Genomic DNA, 23,209 nt, shown 5'->3' with positions numbered 1-23,209 from the left:
GCGCTTTCAGCTTCAGCAAGCCATTCAAGATACGTGAACGCAAGCCGCAGCAGGCCATGGGGTGGATGTGTTGTATTTGCAGGGCGATGTATGCCGTTCCGACCTGATGGTGGAAGTGGAAGGCATCTACGCCTGAGGCACTAATTTTTTTCTTCCGGCAGTTCCGGCAGCGTGTAGAGGGTTGTCGCCAGCAGCGGGTGCATGTACATCAGGCCGCCGTGGGGGCGGTTGATTTCTGCCTGATCGTAAATCAGTTCAAAGATGGCTTCAGCCTGTTCCGTCGGGACGGCGACAGTCAATACCTCTTTTTCCGCCGTTTCCTCAATACCGCGATACTGCTGTGGCGTCAGACGCCCGTGGCCACGGGCATAATGCACATCTACTGCTGTCAGGCCATGTTCCCGGATCAGCACGCGCATCAGTGATTGGGCGCGGCCTTTGGGCAGGATGCAGGTAATCAGTTTGTGGGTAAGCGCTGTTTTCATGCACTTACAAACCATGCCAGGATTTGTTCTGGTTGAGGCGCTCGACAATTTCTGGTGGGATGAAAGTGGCGGCCTTTTCCAACGGCGTAACCCACATGAAGCCCATGCCGGGGGTATCCATCTGGCCGGCCAGGTACATTTTCTCGAATACCTGATCCAGCTGGTCGGTGGAAACTACGATGTTGATGACTTCTTTTTCCGCTTCGATCGCCAGCCCCAAAATCCCCAGCCGCTCGCGCACCCCGCGCCCACGCGCGTAATGGGTGTTGGCACCTTGTGCGCCCGCTTCCTGGGCAGCCCTGACAATGGTATCGGCCAGCCCGCGCTGGACGACGGCGGTAATCAGGGCGACATCGGTCAGGACAACGATTTCACGCTTGTTCATCAGGTTTGCCTCTGGAGGGTTGAATGCTTAGTCATGGTAACGCTGTTTGCGGCTGACTTGCCAGCGTATCCACAAACCGGTCAGCAACACCGACAGGATGGGGCAAATGGACGCCATGGAGAGGATGCCGAAACCTTCAATCGCTTCCACCGCCTTGCCGAAACCCAGCCCCATGGCCAACACCAGTGGTACAGTGATGGGGCCGGTGGTGACGCCTGCGCTATCCCAGGCGATATTGACGAATTCCTCGCTGGAAAAAAACGTCAGGATGGCCGCCAGCAAATAACCCGGTACCAGCAGCCAGGCCAGCGGCAGCCCGAACACGATTTTGGCTACCCCCAAGGCGAGGCCGAAGGCGACCCCGGCGGAAACGGCACGTACCAGCGTGGCTTTACGAAATGCGCCATTGGTGAGGTTTTCGACCGTCAGCCCTAGTGTATTGAGCGCCGGTTCCGCCTGGGTAGCGCCAAAGCCCAGCACCCAAGCGAACACAAACGCCAGCGTCAAACCCAGCACGGTGCTGTACAAGGGGCTGTGCAATACGTCCTCAATCGCCATGAAGGCCGCCGGTATCAGGCTGCCTGCTTGCGCCCCCAGCCGGGTCAGGCCAAAGCTCAGCCCCAGGTTGAACACGACCATGCCCAGCAGCGCGAGGATAATGCCGTAAGCAATCTGGTTGGCGTGCTGGATTTTTTCCTTTAACACCAGCCACATGACGATCAGTAGGAACAGCACCAGTGGCACGATCGCACGCAGCCCACTGATGATTTCCAGATAAGGGGTTTGCTGGAACCAGCCCGGCTCGCTGGCCATGCGGCTGGCATGGCTGGCGGCGGCGATAATGTCCGCCGGTGTGTAGGCAAGCGACAGGTAAACCGCCAGCAGTTGCACACTGAGGATGGGAAACAGCGAGGCCAGCGTGACAATGCCGAAGCCGGATAGCGACGTGCGCCCCCGGCCTGCGGCAGACGCGATGCCGATGCCCAGTGCCAGCACCAGCGGTACGGTTACAGGGCCGGTGGTGACTGCGCCGCTATCCCACGCCAGCCCCAGCGTTTTCTGCAACTCCGGGTCGGTTTCCATGTAGGCCGTCAGGCCGATGACGGGCAGCAGGGAGGCGTAGATCAGCGGTTTCAGGCTCCAGCCGTTCAACAGGCGCAGGGTTCCCAGCACTGCCGCCGCGCCGACGCCGATACCCACGCCCAACACCAGGATTTCCGCCCAGCTATTCAGCATGGCGTACAGGTAGGGGGCGGATTCCACCTGCACGGTTTGCCCGGCGGCTTTCAATGCGCCGATGGCCGGTTCGGCGAAGGTGACGCCGATGCCGAGGATGAAAGCGATGCCGAGCACGACCCGCAGGGTGGATTTGGCGGGCAGGGTGTTGCCGATGGTTTCCCCGAGTGGCATCAGGCCAACTTGCAAGCCTTCCATGAAAAACATCAGGCCGAGGATCACCGCGACCAGCCCGCCGCTGATGAGGCTGGCGTCCGCAATGCCCTGTTGCAGGATGAAAATCTGGAATAGCACCAGATATAACGCCAGTGGTATTACGGCGCGTACCTGTTCCAGCAGGCGCTTGCTGATGTAGGGCGTGATCAGGCGGTAGGCGTCAATCCAGCGCAAGTGGATTCTGGGAGCCTGATAGGGGATGATGGCCCCATCACCATCACGCCAGGGTTTCGGGGTCAGGCTGTTGTAGGAAATACGTTCCTGCTGCACGGTAATTTCGCGCAGAAAAGAGCCAAAACGGATTTCAGTCGCCATTTTTTCCCCTTGTCTGGGTGTTCGTTGCAGGCAGTATACCTGACAATAGCATAGACCATTCGTCGTTTTAATAGGCTGGATTAATTGCCATTAATCGGTGGCGTTGCGGGTATCTAGTTGGGCTATAATACCCGCACCCCTGACTGACAATGACAAGGAGATGCCGCATGGCCAACGAAGGTTATCATGAACCCATCGAAGAACTGAGCGACGAAACCCGCGACATGCACCGCGCCATCACGTCCCTGATGGAGGAGCTGGAAGCTGTCGACTGGTACAACCAGCGCGTGGATGCCTGCAAAGACGAAGAGCTGAAAGCTATCCTTGCCCACAACCGCGACGAGGAAAAGGAACACGCCGCGATGGTGCTGGAATGGATTCGCCGCAAGGATCCGCGCTTCGACCATGAGCTGAAAGACTACCTGTTCACCGACAAGCCTATTGCCCACCACTGACCCCTTCCACCTGTACAGGAGTTTTCGCTTGCAAGGCAAGGAACTGCTCGACCGGCTGTACGATTACGTCACGGGCGATGAAGACGCCCGTGTCTGTAAGGACATCCCCACTTCTGCCTGCCATCATCAGCCGCGTAACTTTTTCGCCTACCTGGTCGCCAACTTGCTCAACAAAGTGGCGGATGAAATTTCCTCTGCCAAACTGATCCTGCCGTGGCTGCTGGGTACGCTGGGCGCGCCGCTGGCGTTTACCGGTTTTCTGGTGCGGCGGGGTATGCGAAACAATTAGCGGAGGTTTCTGAACCATGATTGACCAATCTCACCCTCGCGGAACCATGGTGCTGCGCACCCTCGCCATGCCGAAGGACACCAATCCCAATGGCGACATCTTCGGCGGCTGGATCATGGCGCAGATGGACATCGCGGGCGGCATCCTCGCCAAGGAAATTGCCAAAGGCCGGGTAGTGACGGTTGCAGTCAACAGCATGAGGTTCATCCGCCCGGTCAATGTCGGTGATGTGGTGTGCTGCTACGGCGATGTAGTGAAAACCGGCACGACTTCCGTCACCCTACACTTGCAGGTGTGGGTCAAGCCGCTATGGCACGGCAGCGATACCGAACTGCGCTGGCAGGTGACGGAGGCCGATTTCACCTACGTCGCCATTGACGAGCATGGTAACAAGCGTCCACTCTCATAGGCTGAACCGGCAACGTAGCATGTGGCTATATCTGCTGGGCGCGGGGGTAACGCGATAACGGCTGGTCTGCTGACAGATGCGCTGGTGCAGGCATGGGGCATTGATATTGCTGCGCATGTCCACGCTGGCCACGAAGGTTTGCCGGTCTGATTACAATGGGCTTTCCCTGCTGTTGCAGGTGGGTGTTGCCGGTCGCAAATGGCTGACTTGGGGCAGGCGTATTCAGTCTTAACCAAGTGTTAACCCTTGATGGTGCAGGTATTGGTCAGGAGGGCTTTTCCAGCTGAAATGGTATGCAATAGAGGGAAGATAAAACATAACGGGAGATAGCCCATGATCAGTTACGTTGACTGTGAGGGTATATGTGGCTTGACTGAGAAGGAAGTGGAAGCCATTGCCAACGGTGCCCACATTTCCTCGATTGAAGCCTGTGCGCTTGCAGAACATGAAGCAGATACCCCGAAGGGTTGTCGGCATTTACTCAGTTGTATGCAGACCTATCTGGAGTATGTGGAAGCCCACGAGGATGCGCGCCGTTCCCATGAAGTCCACGATGCGATGAATCATTTCGCGGCCAGCCACCACTTCGTCTAAACACTGCCTATCGTGCTACTTGGCGTTTACCCAGGCGGGAAGCTGGTTCATTGCCGTTTTCATTTGCATATGGGTCGTCTTGTAATCCGGTATGAACTGTTCCACCAGTGCCCAGAAATGTTTGGAGTGATTCATCTCCACCGTGTGGCAAAGCTCGTGGATCAGGGTGTAACGTACCCACTCCGTCGGCAGTAGCATCAGCTTGTAGTTGAGGTTGATATTGCTGCGGGTGGAACAGCTTCCCCAGCGGGTTGCCTGCCCCTTCACCCGGTAGCTGCCGTAGTGCAGGCCGGTTTCCTGAGCGATTTGTTCCAGCAGCTTGCCCAGGTGGCGGCGCGCGTAGCCTTGCAGCCATTTCTGCAAGACCTGACAGCAAAATGCCGTGTCTTCAACCGCGCCGCTCAGATGTAGTGCGTCATGTGCGTGGTATGACCAGCTAATGTCATTGTTATCCGTAGTTTTGTAAATGACCTTGAGGTGCTCGCCAGTGATGGGGAAATGCATGGAATCGGGTAGGCTCAGGGCTTGCTGATGGGTTTTGGCCTGTGCTTCGATCCTAGGCAGGTGGGTGGTAATCCAGTCTGTCTGGCTGTTGATCCACTGCTGCAATTGGCGTGTTGATACCCCCTGCGGTTGGGTGACGACCAGCCCTTTTGCCGCCGACAAATGCATCCGCATGTACTTTGCCCGCGCCGATTGCCGCACCTGATAATCCAGCGTGCGCCCGTCGGCCAAGGTCAGATATCCCATCCTGCCAATCCTCTAATCCTGTGAATCCCGGTTCAGAAAGTGGATTCTAGCGTGTAACCCGCCTAAAATCGCCTTTTTGATCAGACCCGAAGCGCCAGAATGAATATCCGCCAACTGCTTGATGACCGCATTACCGCCGCCCTGCATTCGCTGGGTGCGCCAGAAACCGTTTCCGCCATCGTAAAGCCTTCTGCCCGCCCTGAATTCGGCGATTATCAGGCCAACGGCGTTATGGCAGCTGCCAAGCAGTTGAAAACCAACCCGCGCGAACTGGCTACCCGCTTGCTGGAGGTGCTGGATTTGTCGGATATGGCAGAGAAGCTGGAGGTTGCCGGGCCAGGGTTTATCAATATTCATTTGAAGAATGCGTGGTTGGCGGAGTCTCTTGGCTCCTCCCCTGAGAAGGGGAGGCTGGGAGGGGTTTCTTCCACCATCGTCGTCGACTACTCCGGCCCCAACCTCGCCAAGGAAATGCACGTCGGCCACCTGCGCTCCACCATCATCGGCGACGCGGTGGCACGGGTGCTGGCGTTTCAGGGGCATAAGGTCATTCGCCAGAACCACGTCGGTGACTGGGGAACCCAGTTCGGGATGCTGATTGCGCATATGGTTAGCCTACAAGCGCAGGGTGGCGAACTTTCCATGCAATTGTCTGATCTGGAAGCCTTCTACCGCGAAGCCAAGAAGCGTTTCGACGACGAGCCTGATTTCGCCAAAACCGCGCGGGATTATGTAGTGAAGCTGCAATCCGGCGATGCGGAATGCCTGAAACTGTGGCAGCAGTTCATCGACATTTCCCTGCACCACTGCGAAGACGTGTACGAGTGTCTCGGCGTGCAACTGACCCGTGCCGATGTGAAGCCGGAAAGTGCTTACAATGATGATCTTGCCAATATTGTCAGCGAGTTGCAGGCCAATGGCCTGCTGGTGGAAGACCAGGGTGCGCAGTGCGCTTTCCTCGACGAATTCAAGAACAAGGATGGCAGTATTACACCCATCATCGTGCAGAAATCCGACGGAGGCTACCTGTACGCCACCACCGATCTGGCGGCGCTGCGTTACCGTAGCGGTTCGCTGAATGCCGACCGCGTGTTGTATTTCACCGATGCCCGCCAGTCGCTGCATTTCCAGCAGGTCTTCACACTGGCGCGCAAGGCAGGCTTCGTGCGTGAGGAAATGGCACTGGAACACATGCCGTTCGGCAACATGCTGGGCGAAGATGGCAAGCCGTTCAAGACCCGCACCGGTGGTACGGTCAAGCTGGCGGAGTTGCTCACCGAAGCGCAGGAACGCGCTTTTACCCTTGTTTCCGAAAAGAATCCGGAACTGCCGGAAGCCGAGCGTCAGGACATCGCCCACAAGGTGGGAATTGGTGCAGTCAAATACGCTGACCTGTCGAAAAACCGTAACTCCGATTACATCTTCAACTGGGAATCCATGCTCAGTTTTGAGGGTAACACCGCGCCGTATTTGCAGTATGCGTATGCGCGGATTCGGAGCATTTTCCGCAAAAGAACCCCCTCCCCAACCCTCCCCTTGTCAGGGGAGGGGGCGAAGATATCCCTTCAGGAAGCTGCCGAACGTACCCTGGCGGTCAAGCTGCTGCAATTTGCTGAGGCGACTGACAGCGTGGCGAAAGAGGGTTTGCCGAATCACCTTTGTACTTACCTGTATGAACTGGCGGGCAACTTCATGAGTTTCTATGAAGCCTGCCCGATCCTGAAAGAGGGTGTGGCGGAAGAGGTGCGTAACAGCCGTTTGCAACTGGCGGAACTGACGGCGCAAACCCTGCAAGCGGGGTTGGGGCTGTTGGGGATTGGGGTGATGGAGCGGATGTAAGCAGTATTTTGCCAACCGTTTGTAATCAGACTAACATTGGTGAAAACAAACGCTGGAGTTCGCCATGTCCGTACCTGCAAAAAAGCTAAGTATTTCACCCGCAAAGTATCTGGCGGGCGAGATGAATGCGTCTTTCCGCAGTGAATATGTGCTGGGTGAAGTCTATGCGATGGCGGATGCCAGCGACGCGCACGTTACTATCAATGCCAATCTGATTACCCTGATCAAGCCACATTTGCGCGGTTCAGGTTGCAAGGCTTATCAGAATGACATGAAGGTGCGGATTGGGGAGGATGAGGTTTTTTATTACCCCGATCTGTTGGTTTCCTGCGATCCTGCTGATCACAAGCGCAATTACGTCAAGCAATCCCCGCTGCTGATTATCGAAATCCTTTCCGGCAGTACCGAAGCCTACGACCGGGGCGACAAGTTTGCGTTTTACCGCCAGCTCGACAGTTTGCAGGAATATGTGTTGATCAGCGCGAAAACCCATCGCGTCGAAGTGTTCCGTCGCAATGCCCAGAATCGCTGGGAGCTGTTCAATTTTGCGGGGGAAGAGGCTGAAGTGGAATTTGCCAGCATCAACCTCCATTGCCGGATGCGGGATGTTTACGAAGATGTGGATTTCGGGCTGGCTTAAACGGCCAGACCGGTGATCCGGCTGGACTATGCCCCTGTCATTTTTTCTTGCGGCTTTTGCGGCGGGCGGCTTTTTGCGCCTTGAGTTTTTTCTTCTTTTTCTCCCACTCGGATTTGGTATGGCCTTTTTGGTTGGCGTCTTCATCAGGGAAACCACCGCCATCCCATGCGAGTGGCGGCAACCCGACTGGTGACAGCTTGCTACCCAGTTGCCCCATATTGTAAGCCAGCATGGCCTCGTGCAGCCCTGCCTGTGTCGTGGTGTCAAATCCGGCTTGTTTTCCCAGCATGACAAACGATTTCGCCATGCCAGCATTGGCGGGATCCATCATGCACTGACCAAAGGTTGGTTCAGCTTTTTCCAACACCTGAATAATGGCCTTGTTTCCCCCAAGCTGGAACATTTCCTCCAGAAACAGCCAAAATGCTTTCAATTCCGCCATGGCGTAGCGGGCGTCATCCTCGCTGAACAGGGTGATCTTGCGGGGGAACAGGTCGTTGACGATTTCGCTGATTTCCCCCGGCGTCATACGCGGTGGGCTGGTTCCAAGATAGGCATAGCCGTAGTAAAGGAGATGACCGGCCCAGTTTCCGGGTTCCTCGCCTGTGTCCGCCTGAAACTGCTTGCCTTGTGTTGATTCGGCAAACAGTTGCAACAAGCCATCCTGATAGGTGGCGAAAACATCGTCGTTGAATTCTTCCTGTTCATCCAGCGCGTAAATATCGAAAGCCATTGGTTCATCCATGTGGAAACAAAGCACTGATTCTATAGCGAAACGGCCAGCAGTGACAGATATTGGGCTGGTTCCGCGCAAGGCTTTTTGCCCGGTTAGCTTTCAAATGGCTGGGATAAATCCTGCATCATGGTTTGCAAGGTGGCAATCATCTGCGGAATGTCGTCCCTGCAAATATTGAACAACTGCTCTGCATCAACTTGAAAATAGGTATGCGTCCGAGCGCGGATAGCAGCGTTTGCAGCTTTTCGATCAGCAGTTCGCGGTCATACATAGACGGCTTCCTTCTCGATACGCTCCTTCAGGCGGGGATTCTGTAAACCGCGTAAGTGCAGAACATCCACGGGGCGGCCCAATACTTCTTCCAAGTCCTGTTTCATCATGGCGGTCAGGAACAGGTTGGGGTTGTCCGTCTCGAATACGATGTCTACGTCACTTTCGGGGGTGGCGGTGTTGTGGGCGTAGGAGCCAAAGTAGCCGAGGGAGCGTAGGCAGTACTCCGTGCCATGCTGCTGTTTGAAGGCGGAGAGCAGGGAGCGAAGGTCGGGAAGGCTTAAAGCATGTTTTCCAGACATCTGCACGCTGCTACTGCAACCAACGCGGAAGTGTCCGCAATAACCAACATCAGGAAGCCAGCCGAAAATCAGCGAGTTCGGCATCAAGATCATCCGGCGCATAGTTGATTGTCGGAATATTGTGCTTCTTGCACTCAGCCATAAAGCTGTAGCGGTCTATGCCTGCCAACTCGGTTGCCGCGCCTGCGGATAACTTGCCCGATTGAAATAACGCCAATGCAGCGTACAGCTTGAGCGTGCTGACAATCTCCGGTCTGGTTTTATCCAGCGCGAACTGTTCGGGTATATCCATCGTGATTTGCATCATAACGTACTCCTGCCAAAAACAATCGGCGTGATGATTTTAGTGTAGGCTGTTGCGGTGAGGCTGCCAATTTTCCATGACGTGCTGTACATGACTACCTCCTCTCCACCTGTGCAATCTCTTCCTGCGTCAACCCATACAGCCCATACACCAGCGCATTCATCTCCCGCTCTTTCGCCTCAATCTGCTGTTCCAGCCCATCCAGCTTTTTGTCCAGATCGACGATCTGCTTTTGCAGGCTGGCGTTGCCGGTCTTTTTCAGCTTGAGCAGTTCGCCCAGCCGTTTTTCAGCCGTGACGCTGGGGGTGATATTGGTGGAGCGGATGACGTATTTCCATTGCGCTCGCCAGTGTCCAGCAGCGCAATTCCGCTTTCCGCCAATGAGTGCTTGCGGATCAGGAAACGCTCATACTGGTGCGGCATTCGCGCATTCCAGTACAGACGAAATTCGTTCATGTCGGTGACGATACCCCAGGTTGGCTGGATTTTTTCCGTGCCATAGGGTGTGAACTGTTGTTTGGAGAAGTGCAGGTAATCGGCGCACTGTTTTACCGGGGAACGGTCGTTGCCTTTGCGGTTCTGTTTCGCATCCAAACCTGAGCGGATGTCCTTGAACTCACACAACACTTGCGGGGTGGCTGGTAGCTCACTTGCCCCAAACCAGCCCAGCGCCGCATCGGCCTTACCCACCCCGCCATTCTGCCCGGCCTTGTCGATGGCAAACTGTTGCTCCAGCGTATAACCCGTCGCCTGCTCCTGTTCACCGGAGCGGGCGTAGCCCCACAGGTTCACGAAAAACGTCTGGATGAAACCACCTTCGGAAACGGTTTCTTTCTGGAAGTCTTTTTCCGCCCAGTTTTTCAGGATTTGCAGTAATCGGGCATCGGTATCACCCTCGCAATAGGCGGTATATTCCTGCGCCCAGCAGGACATCAGGAAGGCACTGGAAAATAGCGGGGTTGCTTCTGACATGAGGAGTCCGGTAGCCAATTAATCAGACTAATGTATACCTGAATTCACCGTAAAAAACAGCAGGTCACAAAGTTCCGGCTTGTCTGATGCATCAAAATCCGCATAACATGATGTCAGTAAGTGATGATTTGAGATATTGCCATGCGCACCACGCTTAACCTTGATGATGATTTGCTTAATCAGGCAATCGAATTGACCGGCATTGCCGAAAAGACAGCCCTGCTGCGTGAAAGCCCTGATCGAACGCGAAAGCGCCCGTCGTCTTGCCTTGCTGGGTGGTTCCGAACCGCAACTGGAAGCTCCCCCGCGCCGTCGGATGACGGAAGAAGTGTTGTGATGCTGGTCGATACGTCGGTCTGGATCGACCATTTGCGCGCCAAAGAGGAGCGTCTGGAACGGTTACTGCTTCAGAATAAACGTCTGCATGGGATTGCCAGCGAACTGGGTTGTGGCTGGCAGGAGTCTCACTAATCACTTGATCATCTTCCATTACAGCGCGTCTTCTTCCTCTTTCGGTGCCAGCGATAACTTCGACATGAAATCCGGGTCTGCTTTCGGGCGTTGAGGCTGCGCGGCTGGTGCTGACGCTGTGGGAGTGGGGGCTGTTGCAGCAGGCGCGGGAGCCGCAGGGCGTGGCTTTTGCAGATTCCCCGACAGGTTGATCTTGAGCTTGAGGTTGCTGGGCGAGTCGGCGTTGCGCAGCGCTTCGGCCAGCGAAATACGGCCTTCCAGATACAGCCGGTAGAGGTGGCTGTCGAAGGTTTGCATCCCCTGTTCTTCCGACTTTTCCATGATTTCTTTAATCGCGTGAACTTCGCCTTTCATGATCAGGTCGCGGATCATTGGCGTGCCGAGCAGGATTTCGATGGCGGCCACGCGCTTGCCGTCAACGGTGGGGATCAGGCGCTGCGAGACGAAGGCTTTCAGATTCAGCGACAAATCCATCAGCAACTGGTGGCGGCGTTCTTCGGGGAAGAAATTGATGATGCGGTCGAGTGCCTGGTTCGCATTGTTGGCGTGCAGGGTGGAAAGACACAGGTGGCCGGTTTCGGCGAAAGCCAGTGCGTGTTCCATGGTTTCCTGGGCGCGGATTTCGCCGATCAGGATGACATCGGGGGCCTGACGCAGGGTGTTTTTTAAGGCGTCTTCGTAGCTGTCGGTGTCCACCCCAACCTCGCGCTGGTTGATGATGGATTTCTTGTGCGGATGGACGTATTCCACCGGATCCTCGATGGTGATGATGTGGCCGTCGTGGTTGCTGTTACGGTGGTCGATCAGCGCCGCCAGTGAGGTGGATTTGCCCGAACCCGTGCCACCGACGAACAGGATCAGGCCGCGCTTTTCCATGATTACGTCTTTCAGCACTTGCGGCAGACCGAGTTTGTCAGCATTCGGAATCTCGGTCTTGATGTTACGGATCACCATCGCGATCTTGTGGCGCTGCTTGAAAATGTTGACGCGGAAACGGCCAATGCCTTCTTCGCTGATGGCGAGGTTCATTTCCGGTTTCTGTTCAAACTGGTGTTGCTGCTCCTTGTTCATCAGGCCATAAGCCATCTCATGCAGCATTTCCTGGGTCATGATCACTTTATCGACCGCCTTCAGTTTGCCCTGAAATTTGGCTTTGGGTTCGAGGTCAGCGGTCAGGTACAGGTCGGAACCGTCATAATGGGCGAGAATGCGCAGGTATTCTTTGAGTTTCATTGGGCTGTTCCCTTATTGTTATGCACTTTCCAGCCTATTGTAACAGCAAAACCCCATCCGTTTAGAGCTGCTCGTCAGCCGGGTAGCCAGAATGGTTACGTTCAGAGGGTGAAAATGAACCCGGCTCGTAGTACCGGGGTTGCATTGTTTGTAGGCGATTGGGCGATTTCCCAACTCTGGCTGTTTTGGGCAGCACCCATTGTGGGGGCATTGCTTGGCGCTGCTATCTACCGTTTTATTGGTAGTGAAGAAGCGTAATAGATCATAATGCCTGACAGCGGCTGAGGTTAATCCGCGCCGCTCAGTTTTTCGCAAATTTCCCCGAAGATGCAGGTATGCGTTTAGATCAGTTCGTCAGTCAGGCAGCCGCTATTCCACGCGCTGAAGCACAAAAAGTCATCCGCAGAGGGTTGGTGCAGGTTGATGGCAGGAAAATCACCAAAACTGCGACCCATATTGACCCCGAATCCGAAGTGATGCTGGATGATGAGTGCATCACGCTTCCCGGCAATATTTATATCATGTTGCATAAACCGGCAGGGGTAGTGAGTGCTACTGAAGACCCCTCACACCGCACTGTACTGGATTTGATCGATCATCCGCACCGGCAGGCTCTGCATGTAGTGGGAAGGCTGGACAAGGATACGACTGGCCTGCTGCTGATCACCAATGATGGTGAATGGTCTCACCGGCTGATGTCGCCCAAACACCATGTGCCGAAAACCTATCTGGCGACGCTGGCGGAACCGTTGACGGAAGCAGCGGTGGAACAATTACGCGCCGGGGTACAATTGCACGGTGAAAAGGGGCTGACCAAACCGGCGGTGGTGGAAATTCTGTCTGAGCAGCAGGTGCGGATTACGATTTCTGAAGGCAAATACCATCAGGTGAAGCGGATGTTGGCGGCAGTGGGGAATCGCGTGGAGGCGTTGCATCGGGAACGGGTAGGGGAATGGGCGCTTGATCCAGAGCTCCTGCCCGGAGAATGGCAGGAGTTGCAACGGGGAAAATAAGTTCACTGAGGGCTGGCTTATTGCAACAACATGTCCATGAGAATTGGAATAATCTTGGTAGCATTATTATTACCGTCGGTATCAGATGGATCATTGGGATTACGTCCAGTACTGACTTCGTCTCCGTCATTCATACCGTCATTATCGCTGTCGGCATCATTGGGATCGGTGCTGTGGTTGAATTCCTCCCTGTTGTTCAGCCCATCATGGTCTGGATCGAGAATGGCGTCGCTGTGATCCAGTGGATTCAGGTTGTGGGCTATTTCCCATGCGTCTGGCATCTCGTCGTTGTCATCGTCTGGATCAGTGCTGTTGGGGGTGCCATCTGCATCATTATCCAGCAAGAGCAAGGATTGATAGAGGTTGACACGTCCGTAACCATGGTAATCGTTTCGGCCATTGGCATAGGCGTAGGGGTCTATTTTGTCTGCGCCATTACGGAGAATCTGCCTCGCTTCGGTAGCCGTTAGGGAGGGATCAAACATCAGGAGGTCGGCAGTCACACCACTGACCAATGGCGTTGCGGATGATGTGCCGCCAAAACCATTGGTGTAATTGGAACTGGCGTCATAGCCTGCTGAACCTGTGCGGTCAGTGGTGGTGATGCCTTGGTTCTGATTGCCGGAAGGCGCGACTACATCCACTTCCGGACCAAACTGGCTATAATCAACACGTTCTTCCTGACCGCTGAGGGCACCATCCGTGCTGGCGCCAACTGCGATGGTGTCAGAATTGGAGGCGGGATAGCCAACTTCATTATGGTGTCCATATTGGCCGGGGGCGTAATAATAATAAAGGTCACCGTCAACATAAAATTTAAAGTAATCATAGTTATATTCAGATGATGCCCAATACCAAAAACTTAATGCTCCCGCTCCTGTCGCACGGGTAGTAGTCAAACGTGTCACTTGGTTATCCGTAATTAACCCCGCCTTCACAGAGTTGCCAGTTGGAGAACCATGCGCATGGACACCATCGGAAACCACTTGCCATGAAGCGCCGCCACTACTGCTAAAACCGCTGGGTACGGTGCCTATTGTGCTTGTCTCGAAATCTGTTGTTTCGCCTCCCGGCCATACAATATCATCCAGCCATACCGTATCATACCCTTCAGAAACGTCCTCATCCTTGGAAAATACCCACTCGAATGTGTAAGTGCCTACTGGAAAACCGCTTAAGGTGAACTTCCTCCAGCCACTGGCGCTATTGCCTGTAGCAAACAGGACAGGTGTCCCCTTGGTACCTCTTCGTGCTTCCGGGATATTGCCATGGACAACATCGGCAATGGCGGAATCCAGTTCGTTCTGACAACCACCAATACCCCAACTGTTATTTACGACATCGGCATATTTACCCGCGTAACGCATGGCGTTGCCAAAATCAGCGCAGGACATATCACCACTACGGACAGGTAAAATTTGTGCCCCCATGGCGCTACCTGTAACACCTAGCCCATTATTGCCTTTTGCGCCAGCCACACCGGCGACGGCTGTGCCGTGATTATCATTTGCTCCCGCCGGGTTGGGATTATTGTCGTTGTCGCCAAAGTCCCATCCCTGGTAATCGTCGATAAAACCGTTGCCGTCATCATCAAGCCCGTTGCTTTCCTTGCCGTCTCCTGTTTCACCAGGGTTGGCCCATATGGCCAAGTCAGGATGGTCGGTCTGCACCCCATCGTCAAAAATAGCGATTACTGCCCCATCCCCTTTTGCCAGCCCCCAGCCTTCAGGAGCATCAATGTCGGCATCCACCAAGGCACCGTTTTGTCCTGTATTGTGCAGATGCCACTGGTTCAGGAATAGCGGGTCGTTCGGCATAAAGTCCTTTTTGATCGGTGCCGTCAACATAACGGGTTCTGTCCATTCGACAAATGGCAGGCCCGACCATTCGCGGCTGATTTTGAAAACTGTCGCTGCATCAGGAATATCGCTCCCAAGGCTGATTTCATATTCCCGATCCGTAAATTTGAGGGGGGTCACATCTTCCAGCGTATAGGTGTTGCGCAATTCTTGTAGATTGGAGTCGATGGAGGATTCCGCCTTGAAACGGACAATAATTCTGGGGACAACGGCTAGTTCACCCACTCCTTTGATGGGTTCCAACAGTGGGGAAATGAAAGAACCGTCACCGGCTATTTGTTTGAGGGAGGCAAACTGATTTTCCTGGTCTGATGGGTCGTTCAATTTGAAAACAATACTTTGGGAAAGGAGGGTATCTTTGGTGATAGATATTTTCTGTCCAAATTGGGCTTCGATTTGTTGCGCCATACTGTTGATGGAAGCCTTATCTTTTGGAGGGATTAATACATATAAGTTACCTTTGGCTTGGAAATTAGCACTCTGACCATTACGCAGAAAGTAATAATAAATATTATTGTTCTGATTTGTTGCCGGAGAAGCTGATCCCGTGTTTTGTGTTAGCGGACTTTTAATATTGATGGGTGGCTGAATAGGTTGTCCTAGCACACCATCACTGACATTTTCTGCCATTGTTGTATCCGCAAAACAAAGGCAAGCTCCTATTATTACTTTCGCCAAAAATTGCATGACTACCTTCCTCTTTAAGCCAAGCTAGAGTTTAATTACAGCTGCATAAGCTTGGCTCTTTAGGGATTTCCAGCAATTATGCTTTTGCTCGCTTAAAAAGCATATAGGATACTCATCATAATCAGTCACTTGCAAACCTGAGTCTGTTGCTTTCTGACTGCTTCAAGAATAAACAGCAAAACTACGGGAAATCCCCAAAGAGCCATTACGAAATGCTGCTTATGGGGAACTTAAGCGTTAATCTGTGCTTAAATAAGTATACTTTATACTATAAATTTATATTATATGCAAATGCTTAATTGGTATACTCTCAGGGTAATCGCATTAAAACGCTATTGACATCATGCAGCTACTGCTGGAGTAGCTACCATGGGTGCAGAGTGTTAGGGGGATAGCAACAACTCCATGATAATGGGAATGATCTTCCTGGCATTGGCGTTAATGTCACCATCGGTGGGGTCGTTAGGGTTGCGGCCCGCCGCTAGCTCATCCCCGTCATTCATGCCATCGCTATCGCTGTCGGCATTGTTCGGGTTGGTGCCGTTCTGGAATTCTTGCAGGTTGGATAACCCGTCATGATCGGGATCCAGCCCCGCATCACTACCATCCAGTGGGTTTAAGCCATGCGTAATTTCCCAGCTGTCTGGAATCCAGTCGTTATCATCGTCAGTGTCCGCGTTATTGCCGACGCCATCGTTGTCGGTGTCCACGGATTCTGCGGGGTTGTCAGGGAAACGGTCGGAATAGTTCGGTACGCCATCACCATCGCGGTCTGCATCACAGGCATCCCCCACCCCGTCATGGTCGGCATCGCCATCGGTGGCGGAGCAGCTATCCGGATGCCAGAAATTGCCCGTAACGGCCAACAGGCTTAACAGGTTGAGGGTGTCTGAGTAATAGTTTTCCCGCTTGTTGATCAGGGCGTCGTAAAGGTTGTTGAGGATTTGTTGCCTGCTGGGGTCAAGCATGGCGCTCACGGCGAGGGGGGCGGCAAAGAAGCTGGAAAAATAGTTTCCAATCGGTTGGCCGTCCAGGGTGTAGCCTGATTTGAGCGCTTGCGGGTCGCTTGCGATCTGGTTCAGCATCCAGGCTGACAGCTTGCGCGCCTGGGTTTTGGAAACCGGGTCGTTGTATAGCAAGGCATCCAGCCCGATACGCCACGGTGCGCGCCCGGCATTGTAGTAGTAATGGCCGTCATGTGGGCCTTCCAGAAAATTGGCGGCGGTGGGCTGGCATTGGCTGGCCGGTTGGCAGCCGCTCATAAAATCTGGCAATAGCCCCGTGGTCTGGCTGTAATTGCCCTGGATGGCCTGAACCCCGGTTTGCGCGGCCTGGATGACCTCATTCCAGATATTATCACCACTAGCGGTATTGAATGCCCGGAAGCTGGCGGGCATCAGGTCTGAGGAGCGCGGTGTGTACTGGTTGTATTGGGTGGGGGCGGAGGAGCTGTTAACCCAGTCGCCCAACAGGGGCAAATGGCTGCTGCTGCCCACGGTTGAAGCCAGGATGCCCTGCATGACTTGTAAGGCTTCAGCTTTGTAATTGATGCTGCCATCACTGCCCCATTGCTTGTCCGCCAGCAGCAGGGCGTAGGCAATGTCGGCGTCGCCATCAAAGGCTGAGTTATTGCCCCCCACGGCTTGCCCGCCATCGACTTTCCAGGTCATCAGGCGGGTGTCAACCCCGCTGGGGTGGGCGCGGGAAAAATACCACAGCCCATCGAATAGTGTCCGGGCGATGGCGTCATGGCCTGCCATCAGCGCGGTGATGATCATGCCGTAGCCTTGGCCTTCCGATACTGTGCTGGTGGAGTCCTGGCCATCTGCGATTCGGTACATGGCCTTGCCTGCGGCGTTGTTGCCAGCCGTTTTCAGGTATTTTTGCTTCCAGTCATCGTAGAAGGCCGCTACCTGTGTGGCCTGGGTTGCCTGCGGGACATGGTTGGGGTAAAGGGTTCCGGTCGCGTAACTGACCTGCTGGGGGTAAGGGCGTTGGGCCGATTGCGGATGCCCCAACCCTTCATGCATGGCGTTGAGGATGTCGCCATTGTCACCGTTCAGTTCCCAACTGAAGACGCCAGCCAACTGATTTTCAAGCACATAGGCTGATTTGGCCTTGGCCGAACGCGGGTTATCGTAGGTAATCAGCCCGCCACTGCTGGCATTCCATAAATAAGGGGCTTCTGCCTGTGCGTCATAGAAATAGGCGAAGCCGTTTTTGCCTTGCCCGTCACTGTCGAGATAATCATTGGCGATGGTTTGGTATTCAAACCTTCCCAATGCTCCCCCGCCAGTGCCATGCAGGAATGGTGACTCACCGGTAGCCACGCCTGTGACGTTGGCCCAGCCTATGCCATGCATGGCGACCCCCAGTACTATTTGGCTGGCTGGTACACCTGCATCCAGCAGGTTGTTAACCATGCTGTCGCCATTTGCCCAGTTTATTTTTTGCCCCGGATAATTGTAGAGGGCAGCATGATGCCCCAGGGTATTGCTCCATGTCCCGTAATAGTCGTAGCTCATGGCAAAGACATAATCCATGTAAGGGCTGGCGGCTTGGTAGTGGATGGCTTGAATGGTGGGTTGCCATGAACCGGCAGTTGCTGTTAATTCATAGGTACGCCCTGTTTCGCTTTCCAGGGTATCCAGCACCTGACGCAAATCGTGCATCATATCCGCATACCCCTGATAATCCGCTTGTGGGTCGGGGCTGGCGGTGGCTCCACCACCGGGGTATTCCCAGTCAATGTCAATACCATCGAATACAGGATAGTCGCGCAGGAATTTGAGCACGGAATTGGCGAAAATTTGCCGATTGGCAGTATTGCTCGCCAGGGTGTAGAACGGGTCTGATAGTGTCCAGCCGCCGATAGAGGCGAGTATCTGGATGTCCGGTTTGGCCAGTTTCAGGCGCATCAGCTGGCCGATCTGCCCCTTGATAGGGTCAGAGCTGCTGTCGCCCGGAAAAGGGTGCTGCACCGCCGTGTAATAATCGTACAGCATGACGGTTGGGTCATCTTTATTAGCCGTGCCGTTTTGCGCTTCGCAACGTGTTTGCAACTGATCCCAGCCAGGCTTGTAAGAATTTTTCAGGGCAACATTGGGGCCGCAAATGGCCAAGAACGCATAGAGGACGTGGGTCAGGTTTTGTGCCGGTATGTCTTCCACGTTAAAGTCGGAAGTCCATATCCCCCATTCCGGGAAGTAAGCGGCGACTACGGAGCCTGTGGTGTTGTCGTAAGCAATATTATTCCCCTGCAACAGCAAGGGCAGCGGTGTCTTATCAGTGCTGGTGAGCAAGGGGCGCACACTCCCGGATGTGGCGCTGGCGTCTGTTTTTTTGATAACAGTGTCAGGAGCGGGCAGTGGTTGGTGGGAGGGCGTGGCTCCCGCCATGATGGATGAAAAATACAGCACTACACCAATAATGAAAGCTCGCAGCCCCATAACGCCTCTTCGGAAAGCCCGTGGATGAAGGTAGATACGTCAGAATTATATTCTATGGATGCTGTAAGGCATAATTTTTTTGATTCATGTCAAAAGTTGGTTAATAATTAAGCGTCCTGGGCGTGGGTAAAGTTTGGGAAGTGTGCTGAGTACAGCCCGATAGAATGGATATTGATAGGATATTCTTAATTAATTTGCTCATTGATATTAACTATTGACTGTATTAGTATACACGCAGATTGGTAACTGATCTTTATGTGGGCTTCAATTAAAGTCAGTAACTTGCGTTTGTCGATGGCTATAGTAAGCATTTGATAGCACTTGAGTTTATGGTTTGTATGCTGCCAGCGGATTAATGCCGTTATGTCTTGTGTCAGCGTGATGCCCCGAGGTTTAGACTAAATACCCTGGATAAAGCTGTGGGGCTTGTCATTATGTTGTATCGAAATAAGCAGTTGAATCTGTTATTTTCATTGGTTTTTCTACTCTTGGGATCAGAGGCTTTAGCTTTTTCCGGGGTCGCTCATGTTTTACCTTCAGGTAAATGGCATCAAATTACATTGCCTTGTACTCCTCCCGCAGCTAAACAAACGGTTGCCGGTATTTTTGGTGATGACCTTGCTGGGGAGTATGGCACAGACTGGATAATGTTTGGTTTCGATGGGGCAAGCGGAAGTAGTGAAAGTATCCAGATAAATACTGTTCTGCAACAAAACAAATCTTACTGGATAATGCAACAGTCTGGCACAGATAAAATACTGGATATGCCAGAGGGTTGCCAGATACCGTCTCTCAATACATCAAGTGCATGTGCTTCTCCTGATGGATGTTTTGAAATTCCCTTGGCGGCTGCTGGTAATCAAAAAGTCTGGAACATGGCTGGTTATCCTTTTGATGTCGCTAATGGTGCTGATAAGGTCAGGGTGGTGACGGATGCTTCCACCAGTGTTGATGGTTGCCCCACCGGATGTGACTTGGCAACAGCCAAAGCCAGAAAGTTGGTGCATAACCGTTTTGCCCACTTCAGTGGCATGGAATACGAACCGATAGGGGATGGAAGCACTTTTCAACCTTGGCAAGGTTTCTGGATAGCTTCACTTCCAGGCAGTTATGGGTTAAATCCGCGTTTGCTGATACCTGCCCCGGAGCCTCCTGTTCCTGTGGGTCGTGCGTTACTCGGGCCTTTGGACAATGCTGTATTCAGCCTGAAACGTGTGAGCGACGGTCAGACTATTTACAATGGTGTTACTTCCCAAGGAAATGGCAGTGATATTGCGACATCAGGTTTAATTGCAGTCCCTGATATTATTACTGACCAACTGGAAAATGGGTTGTATCAGTTAACCATTTCTGGCGGTAATGATGTCGACGCTAACGATGATAAGGTGTGGGATGCAATGCCCACGGCAAATACTGGCAGTATCCACGGTATTTTGAGTGCCCAGCAAATCAAGAATCGTGATTTTACGGTGAATATCCTGACAGAGCTGGTTTATCAAGATATTAAGGATAAAGTCGCAGCAGTTCCTGCTGGTGTGGTTAGTGAAGACGATATTTCCCTGAAAATTGAGAATAATGTGGATTATTTGCTAAATTTAGCGTAACTACTCAGTCTATGCCAAAACCGATCTGAGGGACTCAAACGGATTCCGTCCCTGCAGCTTGTTGGTTTCCCAAACGGAACGGATGACACAGAAGGCATCGGCACCACCGATAGCCCGGAATCCGCCCGCCACCTTGAGTTTGACTTTCACGGGGCGCACTGCCCGCTCGGCGAGGTTGTTGTCAAACGGCACGTCAAACCGCTGGATGAACAGCAACACCGAATCCTTGAAGTCGCGCAAGCGGCATAACAGGTTTCTGGCCGGGTGCTGCTTCGCTTTACCCTGTTTGGGGTGGGTTTTGGGCAGTTCAGGGAAGACCAGCAGGCCGTGGTTCACCCATTGGTCATAACGCTGCCCCAGTTCTGCCATCTGGTCAGGCGTCAGGGAGTCATGTTGTGCTGCCCTCGCTTGTGCCACGGCGGTTTTGGCATCAACCAGGACTTGTTTGAGCTGTGCAGGCCATTGGTGCCGGAGGGTTTCGTCAAAGTAGTTCAGCTCACGCAGCAGGTGTGCCCCACACAGGCCATGCACCACGTTGTCGAAGCGGAAGTAAGGTTTCCAGTGGTCATGCACGGCAACCCCGTTGAAGACAGGCAGGATACCGGCGGCGACCATGGCTTCCTGTCCCCGCTTGGCATGGGCGGTGTAGTACACCGCTTCCGGGGTGGCGGCCACATGCAGCCATTGGGTTTTGCCTTGGGCCCGGATACCGCTTTCATCAAAGTGTGCCACCGGGCTGGTGCTGATGGTTTGCCGGATGTCGCCGTAGGTGGCGGTGAGGCTGCCGCTGGCCTGGCTGACCCAGCGTTGCACACTGCCATCGGAAGGCTTGATGCCATATTGGTCAGATATGACCTCCGTTACCCGCGACAGCGAGATGAAATGCCCATGAACCAGGCCGACCGCATACGCTTTCAGGCGTGCCCCATAACTGATGTACGGGGGCAGTGATGCGGGGAATTCCCCTGCATGGGCTTTGCCACAACGGCAAGTGCTGATGATCTGGCGATATTCCGTCACCACGATTTGCGGGGCGGGGATGTCCCATTGCTGGCGGCGTTCAGCCACGGCCACAGCCGCTTCGGATAGCGGCAGGCCACAACCACAGTAGCCGACGGCACGGCAATCCTCAACATAATCGGGCGATGGGTGCAGGGTAATCGCATTAAAACGCTATTGACAAACTGCTGTGCCGAGGGTTAGCTGCGGGTATTTTGGTAGCCCATGAAACTCCACCCAACCGCCGCTATTGTTGACCATTTTGCCTCCATCCCTGACCCACGTCTGAACCGCCGTAAGCGGCACAAACTCAGTGACATCTTCTTCATTACCCTGTGCGCAGTGATTTGCGGGGCGGATGACTGGGCTTCCATTGAGCTGTTCGGCAAATCCAAACGAAAATGGTTCACGGAGGTGTTGGGGTTGCAACACGGCATCCCGTCACACGATACCTTTGGCCGGGTTTTTGGCCTGATCGACACACAGCAGTTCAGTGAATGTTTCAGCCGCTGGGTGGCTGACCTGTCCGACCTCAGTGATGGCGAAATCATCGCGATTGATGGCAAATGCCTGCGCCGCAGCCTGGACAGTGCTTCGGACAAAGCGGCCATCTACATGGTCAGTGCCTGGGCGACCCGGAATCAATTGGTGCTGGGACAACAGCGGGTGGATGATAAATCCAACGAAATCACTGCCATCCCTAAACTATTGATGCAACTGAACATGACAGGAGCGGTAGTGACGTTGGATGCGATGGGTTGCCAAACGGCCATTGCCAGGCAGATCATCGACCAGCAAGCCGATTACCTGCTCAGCCTGAAAGGCAACCAGGGCACGCTCCATCAGGACGTGAAGCTATTTTTTGAATCGGCCAACACCTGCCCACCCATTGGCCATACCCGTTATGACGGCGGGCATGGACGGATTGAAACCCGCATCGTGCGGGCTACCTCCAACATTGGCTGGTTGAAGAAAGACCATCCCCATTGGACAAAACTGACCAGCATTATCGCTGTCACTGCCATCCGTGAATGCAAGGATAAGACCACTGAAGAAACCCGTTACTTCATCAGCAGCATGGATGCCTCCAACCCGGAGCGGCTGGGACAGGTCGTGCGGGCACACTGGGGCATTGAAAACAACCTGCACTGGGTGCTGGATTACGCTTTCCGCGAAGATGACCAGCGGATGCGTTCCGGCAACAGCGACGCCAACATGGCTGTCGTCCGCCACATTGCCCTCAATCTGGTTAAAACTGACAAAACCATCAAGGTCGGTGTGAAAAACAAACGCCTCAATGCCGGGTGGGATGAAGATTATCTGCTAAAAATTGTCACCGGCAGACTGGGGGCTACCAAGATTAAAATTTAGACCATTGTAAAACAAGATGTTTTTAATGCGATTGCCCTAGCGATGGGTGCATGACAAGGCTATGCCCCTTGTGTCCCGGCTGGCCACCTTTGGGGCGTTGGCCTGCTTGACGGGGTTGGGCTGGTTGGCGCTTCAGCCCATCCGATGACGGCGGTTTGTGCGAATTCTTGCTGTTTTTGCCCAACTGCGCCTCCAGTTCAGCTACCCGGGTTGCCAGTGACGATAGCTGTTCTATCGTGTCAAACAGCGACAACACCAAATCCACCAGCTGGGCGTGGCTCAACTGCTGCAAATCTTCTCTCGTGGGGTGGATGAACTGGTTCATA

At 53.8% G+C, this 23,209-nt stretch carries 23 protein-coding genes and 3 pseudogenes; 13 read left to right on the top strand and 13 right to left on the bottom strand.

Features of this window, described 5'->3' with window-relative positions:
• Nucleotides 1-140: 140 nt before the first annotated feature.
• From THINI_RS08015 to THINI_RS08005, 3 genes are read right to left on the bottom strand one after another with little or no spacing between them, the layout of a single operon-like run.
• Complete coding sequence (locus tag THINI_RS08015; protein ID WP_002708118.1) at nucleotides 141-485, bottom strand: P-II family nitrogen regulator; 345 nt, start codon at nucleotides 483-485, stop codon at nucleotides 141-143.
• Between the two features lie 4 nt (nucleotides 486-489).
• Nucleotides 490-870, bottom strand: a complete 381-nt coding sequence (locus tag THINI_RS08010) for a P-II family nitrogen regulator (RefSeq protein ID WP_002708117.1) — start codon at nucleotides 868-870, stop codon at nucleotides 490-492.
• A gap of 27 nt (nucleotides 871-897) precedes the next feature.
• Nucleotides 898-2,637: a DUF1538 domain-containing protein gene (locus THINI_RS08005; protein ID WP_002708116.1), complete on the bottom strand. Its 1,740-nt coding sequence runs from the start codon at nucleotides 2,635-2,637 to the stop codon at nucleotides 898-900.
• 167 nt (nucleotides 2,638-2,804) lie between these two features.
• Here THINI_RS08005 and THINI_RS08000 point away from each other — a divergent pair, with 167 nt between their 5' ends.
• The 5 genes from THINI_RS08000 to THINI_RS07985 all read left to right on the top strand — a co-directional run bounded on the left by THINI_RS08000 (nucleotide 2,805) and on the right by THINI_RS07985 (nucleotide 4,384).
• Nucleotides 2,805-3,092: an encapsulin-associated ferritin-like protein gene (locus tag THINI_RS08000; protein ID WP_002708115.1), complete on the top strand. Its 288-nt coding sequence runs from the start codon at nucleotides 2,805-2,807 to the stop codon at nucleotides 3,090-3,092.
• Nucleotides 3,093-3,120: 28 nt separating this feature from the next.
• Entirely contained in the window at nucleotides 3,121-3,381 is a 261-nt protein-coding gene (locus tag THINI_RS07995) for a hypothetical protein (protein WP_002708114.1), read from the top strand.
• A 16-nt stretch (nucleotides 3,382-3,397) separates the two neighbouring features.
• On the top strand, nucleotides 3,398-3,790 hold the full coding sequence (gene yciA, locus THINI_RS07990; RefSeq protein WP_002708113.1) for an acyl-CoA thioester hydrolase YciA: 393 nt from the start codon (nucleotides 3,398-3,400) through the stop codon (nucleotides 3,788-3,790).
• Nucleotides 3,791-3,811: 21 nt separating this feature from the next.
• Nucleotides 3,812-3,940 (top strand): hypothetical protein, encoded by a 129-nt coding sequence (locus THINI_RS26985; protein ID WP_281054671.1) that lies wholly within the window; start codon nucleotides 3,812-3,814, stop codon nucleotides 3,938-3,940.
• Nucleotides 3,941-4,123: 183 nt separating this feature from the next.
• The gene (locus THINI_RS07985; protein WP_002708112.1) at nucleotides 4,124-4,384 is read left to right on the top strand and encodes a hypothetical protein; all 261 of its coding nucleotides are present in this window, start codon (nucleotides 4,124-4,126) and stop codon (nucleotides 4,382-4,384) included.
• A gap of 15 nt (nucleotides 4,385-4,399) precedes the next feature.
• Here the strand turns inward: THINI_RS07985 and THINI_RS07980 are convergent, their stop codons facing one another.
• Nucleotides 4,400-5,134: a M48 family metallopeptidase gene (locus tag THINI_RS07980; RefSeq protein WP_002708111.1), complete on the bottom strand. Its 735-nt coding sequence runs from the start codon at nucleotides 5,132-5,134 to the stop codon at nucleotides 4,400-4,402.
• Between the two features lie 99 nt (nucleotides 5,135-5,233).
• Here THINI_RS07980 and argS point away from each other — a divergent pair, with 99 nt between their 5' ends.
• Together argS and THINI_RS07970 are read left to right on the top strand one after the other, a co-directional pair.
• Nucleotides 5,234-6,973 (top strand): arginine--tRNA ligase, encoded by a 1,740-nt coding sequence (gene argS / locus THINI_RS07975; RefSeq protein ID WP_002708110.1) that lies wholly within the window; start codon nucleotides 5,234-5,236, stop codon nucleotides 6,971-6,973.
• A 64-nt stretch (nucleotides 6,974-7,037) separates the two neighbouring features.
• Complete coding sequence (locus tag THINI_RS07970; RefSeq protein ID WP_002708109.1) at nucleotides 7,038-7,613, top strand: Uma2 family endonuclease; 576 nt, start codon at nucleotides 7,038-7,040, stop codon at nucleotides 7,611-7,613.
• 37 nt (nucleotides 7,614-7,650) lie between these two features.
• On the opposite strand, the gene THINI_RS07965 is transcribed toward THINI_RS07970, so the two are convergent.
• From THINI_RS07965 to THINI_RS07950, 4 genes are all read right to left on the bottom strand, one after another.
• Entirely contained in the window at nucleotides 7,651-8,346 is a 696-nt protein-coding gene (locus tag THINI_RS07965) for a hypothetical protein (RefSeq protein WP_002708108.1), read from the bottom strand.
• A 266-nt stretch (nucleotides 8,347-8,612) separates the two neighbouring features.
• Complete coding sequence (locus THINI_RS07960; protein ID WP_040839272.1) at nucleotides 8,613-8,921, bottom strand: nucleotidyltransferase family protein; 309 nt, start codon at nucleotides 8,919-8,921, stop codon at nucleotides 8,613-8,615.
• 49 nt (nucleotides 8,922-8,970) lie between these two features.
• Nucleotides 8,971-9,228, bottom strand: a complete 258-nt coding sequence (locus THINI_RS07955) for a UPF0175 family protein (RefSeq protein WP_002708106.1) — start codon at nucleotides 9,226-9,228, stop codon at nucleotides 8,971-8,973.
• 255 nt (nucleotides 9,229-9,483) lie between these two features.
• Nucleotides 9,484-10,197, bottom strand: coding sequence for a hypothetical protein (locus THINI_RS07950; protein WP_040839270.1), 714 nt, complete (start codon nucleotides 10,195-10,197; stop codon nucleotides 9,484-9,486).
• A 141-nt stretch (nucleotides 10,198-10,338) separates the two neighbouring features.
• On the opposite strand from THINI_RS07950, the pseudogene THINI_RS27210 reads away from it, so the two are divergent.
• Both THINI_RS27210 and THINI_RS26980 read left to right on the top strand, forming a co-directional pair.
• A pseudogene (locus THINI_RS27210) lies at nucleotides 10,339-10,386 on the top strand (type II toxin-antitoxin system VapB family antitoxin); the annotation flags it as partial.
• Nucleotides 10,387-10,533: 147 nt separating this feature from the next.
• Nucleotides 10,534-10,668, top strand: a complete 135-nt coding sequence (locus THINI_RS26980) for a hypothetical protein (RefSeq protein WP_281054670.1) — start codon at nucleotides 10,534-10,536, stop codon at nucleotides 10,666-10,668.
• Between the two features lie 18 nt (nucleotides 10,669-10,686).
• On the opposite strand, the gene THINI_RS07940 is transcribed toward THINI_RS26980, so the two are convergent.
• Nucleotides 10,687-11,901, bottom strand: coding sequence for a PilT/PilU family type 4a pilus ATPase (locus THINI_RS07940; RefSeq protein ID WP_002708105.1), 1,215 nt, complete (start codon nucleotides 11,899-11,901; stop codon nucleotides 10,687-10,689).
• On the opposite strand from THINI_RS07940, the gene THINI_RS25960 reads away from it, so the two are divergent.
• Nucleotides 11,866-12,159 (top strand): aquaporin, encoded by a 294-nt coding sequence (locus THINI_RS25960; protein ID WP_211206965.1) that lies wholly within the window; start codon nucleotides 11,866-11,868, stop codon nucleotides 12,157-12,159. The genes THINI_RS07940 and THINI_RS25960 overlap by 36 nt on opposite strands.
• Nucleotides 12,160-12,236: 77 nt before the next feature.
• A complete protein-coding gene (locus tag THINI_RS07935) occupies nucleotides 12,237-12,914 on the top strand; it encodes a pseudouridine synthase (protein ID WP_002708104.1) in 678 nt (225 codons plus the stop codon).
• Between the two features lie 17 nt (nucleotides 12,915-12,931).
• Here THINI_RS07935 and THINI_RS07930 read toward each other — a convergent pair whose 3' ends face one another.
• Both THINI_RS07930 and THINI_RS23275 read right to left on the bottom strand, forming a co-directional pair.
• Nucleotides 12,932-15,460, bottom strand: a complete 2,529-nt coding sequence (locus tag THINI_RS07930; protein WP_002708103.1) for a S8 family serine peptidase — start codon at nucleotides 15,458-15,460, stop codon at nucleotides 12,932-12,934.
• 383 nt (nucleotides 15,461-15,843) lie between these two features.
• Nucleotides 15,844-18,909 carry a glycosyl hydrolase family 8 gene (locus THINI_RS23275; RefSeq protein WP_002708102.1) on the bottom strand — a complete coding sequence of 1,022 codons (3,066 nt, stop codon included), beginning with the start codon at nucleotides 18,907-18,909 and terminating at the stop codon, nucleotides 15,844-15,846.
• A gap of 419 nt (nucleotides 18,910-19,328) precedes the next feature.
• Here THINI_RS23275 and THINI_RS07920 point away from each other — a divergent pair, with 419 nt between their 5' ends.
• Entirely contained in the window at nucleotides 19,329-20,513 is a 1,185-nt protein-coding gene (locus THINI_RS07920; RefSeq protein WP_040839267.1) for a hypothetical protein, read from the top strand.
• Nucleotides 20,514-20,522: 9 nt separating this feature from the next.
• On the opposite strand, the pseudogene tnpC reads toward THINI_RS07920, so the two are convergent.
• Nucleotides 20,523-21,668: pseudogene (gene tnpC, locus THINI_RS07915) on the bottom strand (IS66 family transposase); the annotation flags it as partial.
• A gap of 69 nt (nucleotides 21,669-21,737) precedes the next feature.
• Between tnpC and THINI_RS07910 the strand changes: the two are divergent.
• The gene (locus THINI_RS07910; RefSeq protein ID WP_002708100.1) at nucleotides 21,738-22,883 is read left to right on the top strand and encodes an ISAs1 family transposase; all 1,146 of its coding nucleotides are present in this window, start codon (nucleotides 21,738-21,740) and stop codon (nucleotides 22,881-22,883) included.
• Nucleotides 22,884-22,938: 55 nt separating this feature from the next.
• Here the strand turns inward: THINI_RS07910 and THINI_RS07905 are convergent.
• Nucleotides 22,939-23,208 (bottom strand): annotated as a pseudogene (locus THINI_RS07905) (DUF6444 domain-containing protein); the annotation flags it as partial.
• Between the last annotated feature and the right edge of the window lies 1 nt (nucleotide 23,209).

This window comes from Thiothrix nivea DSM 5205, from assembly GCF_000260135.1.
In the GTDB taxonomy this organism is placed as follows: domain Bacteria; phylum Pseudomonadota; class Gammaproteobacteria; order Thiotrichales; family Thiotrichaceae; genus Thiothrix; species Thiothrix nivea.
Note: the sequence above shows the minus strand (reverse complement) of the source record. Positions and strands in the feature narration are given on the sequence as shown.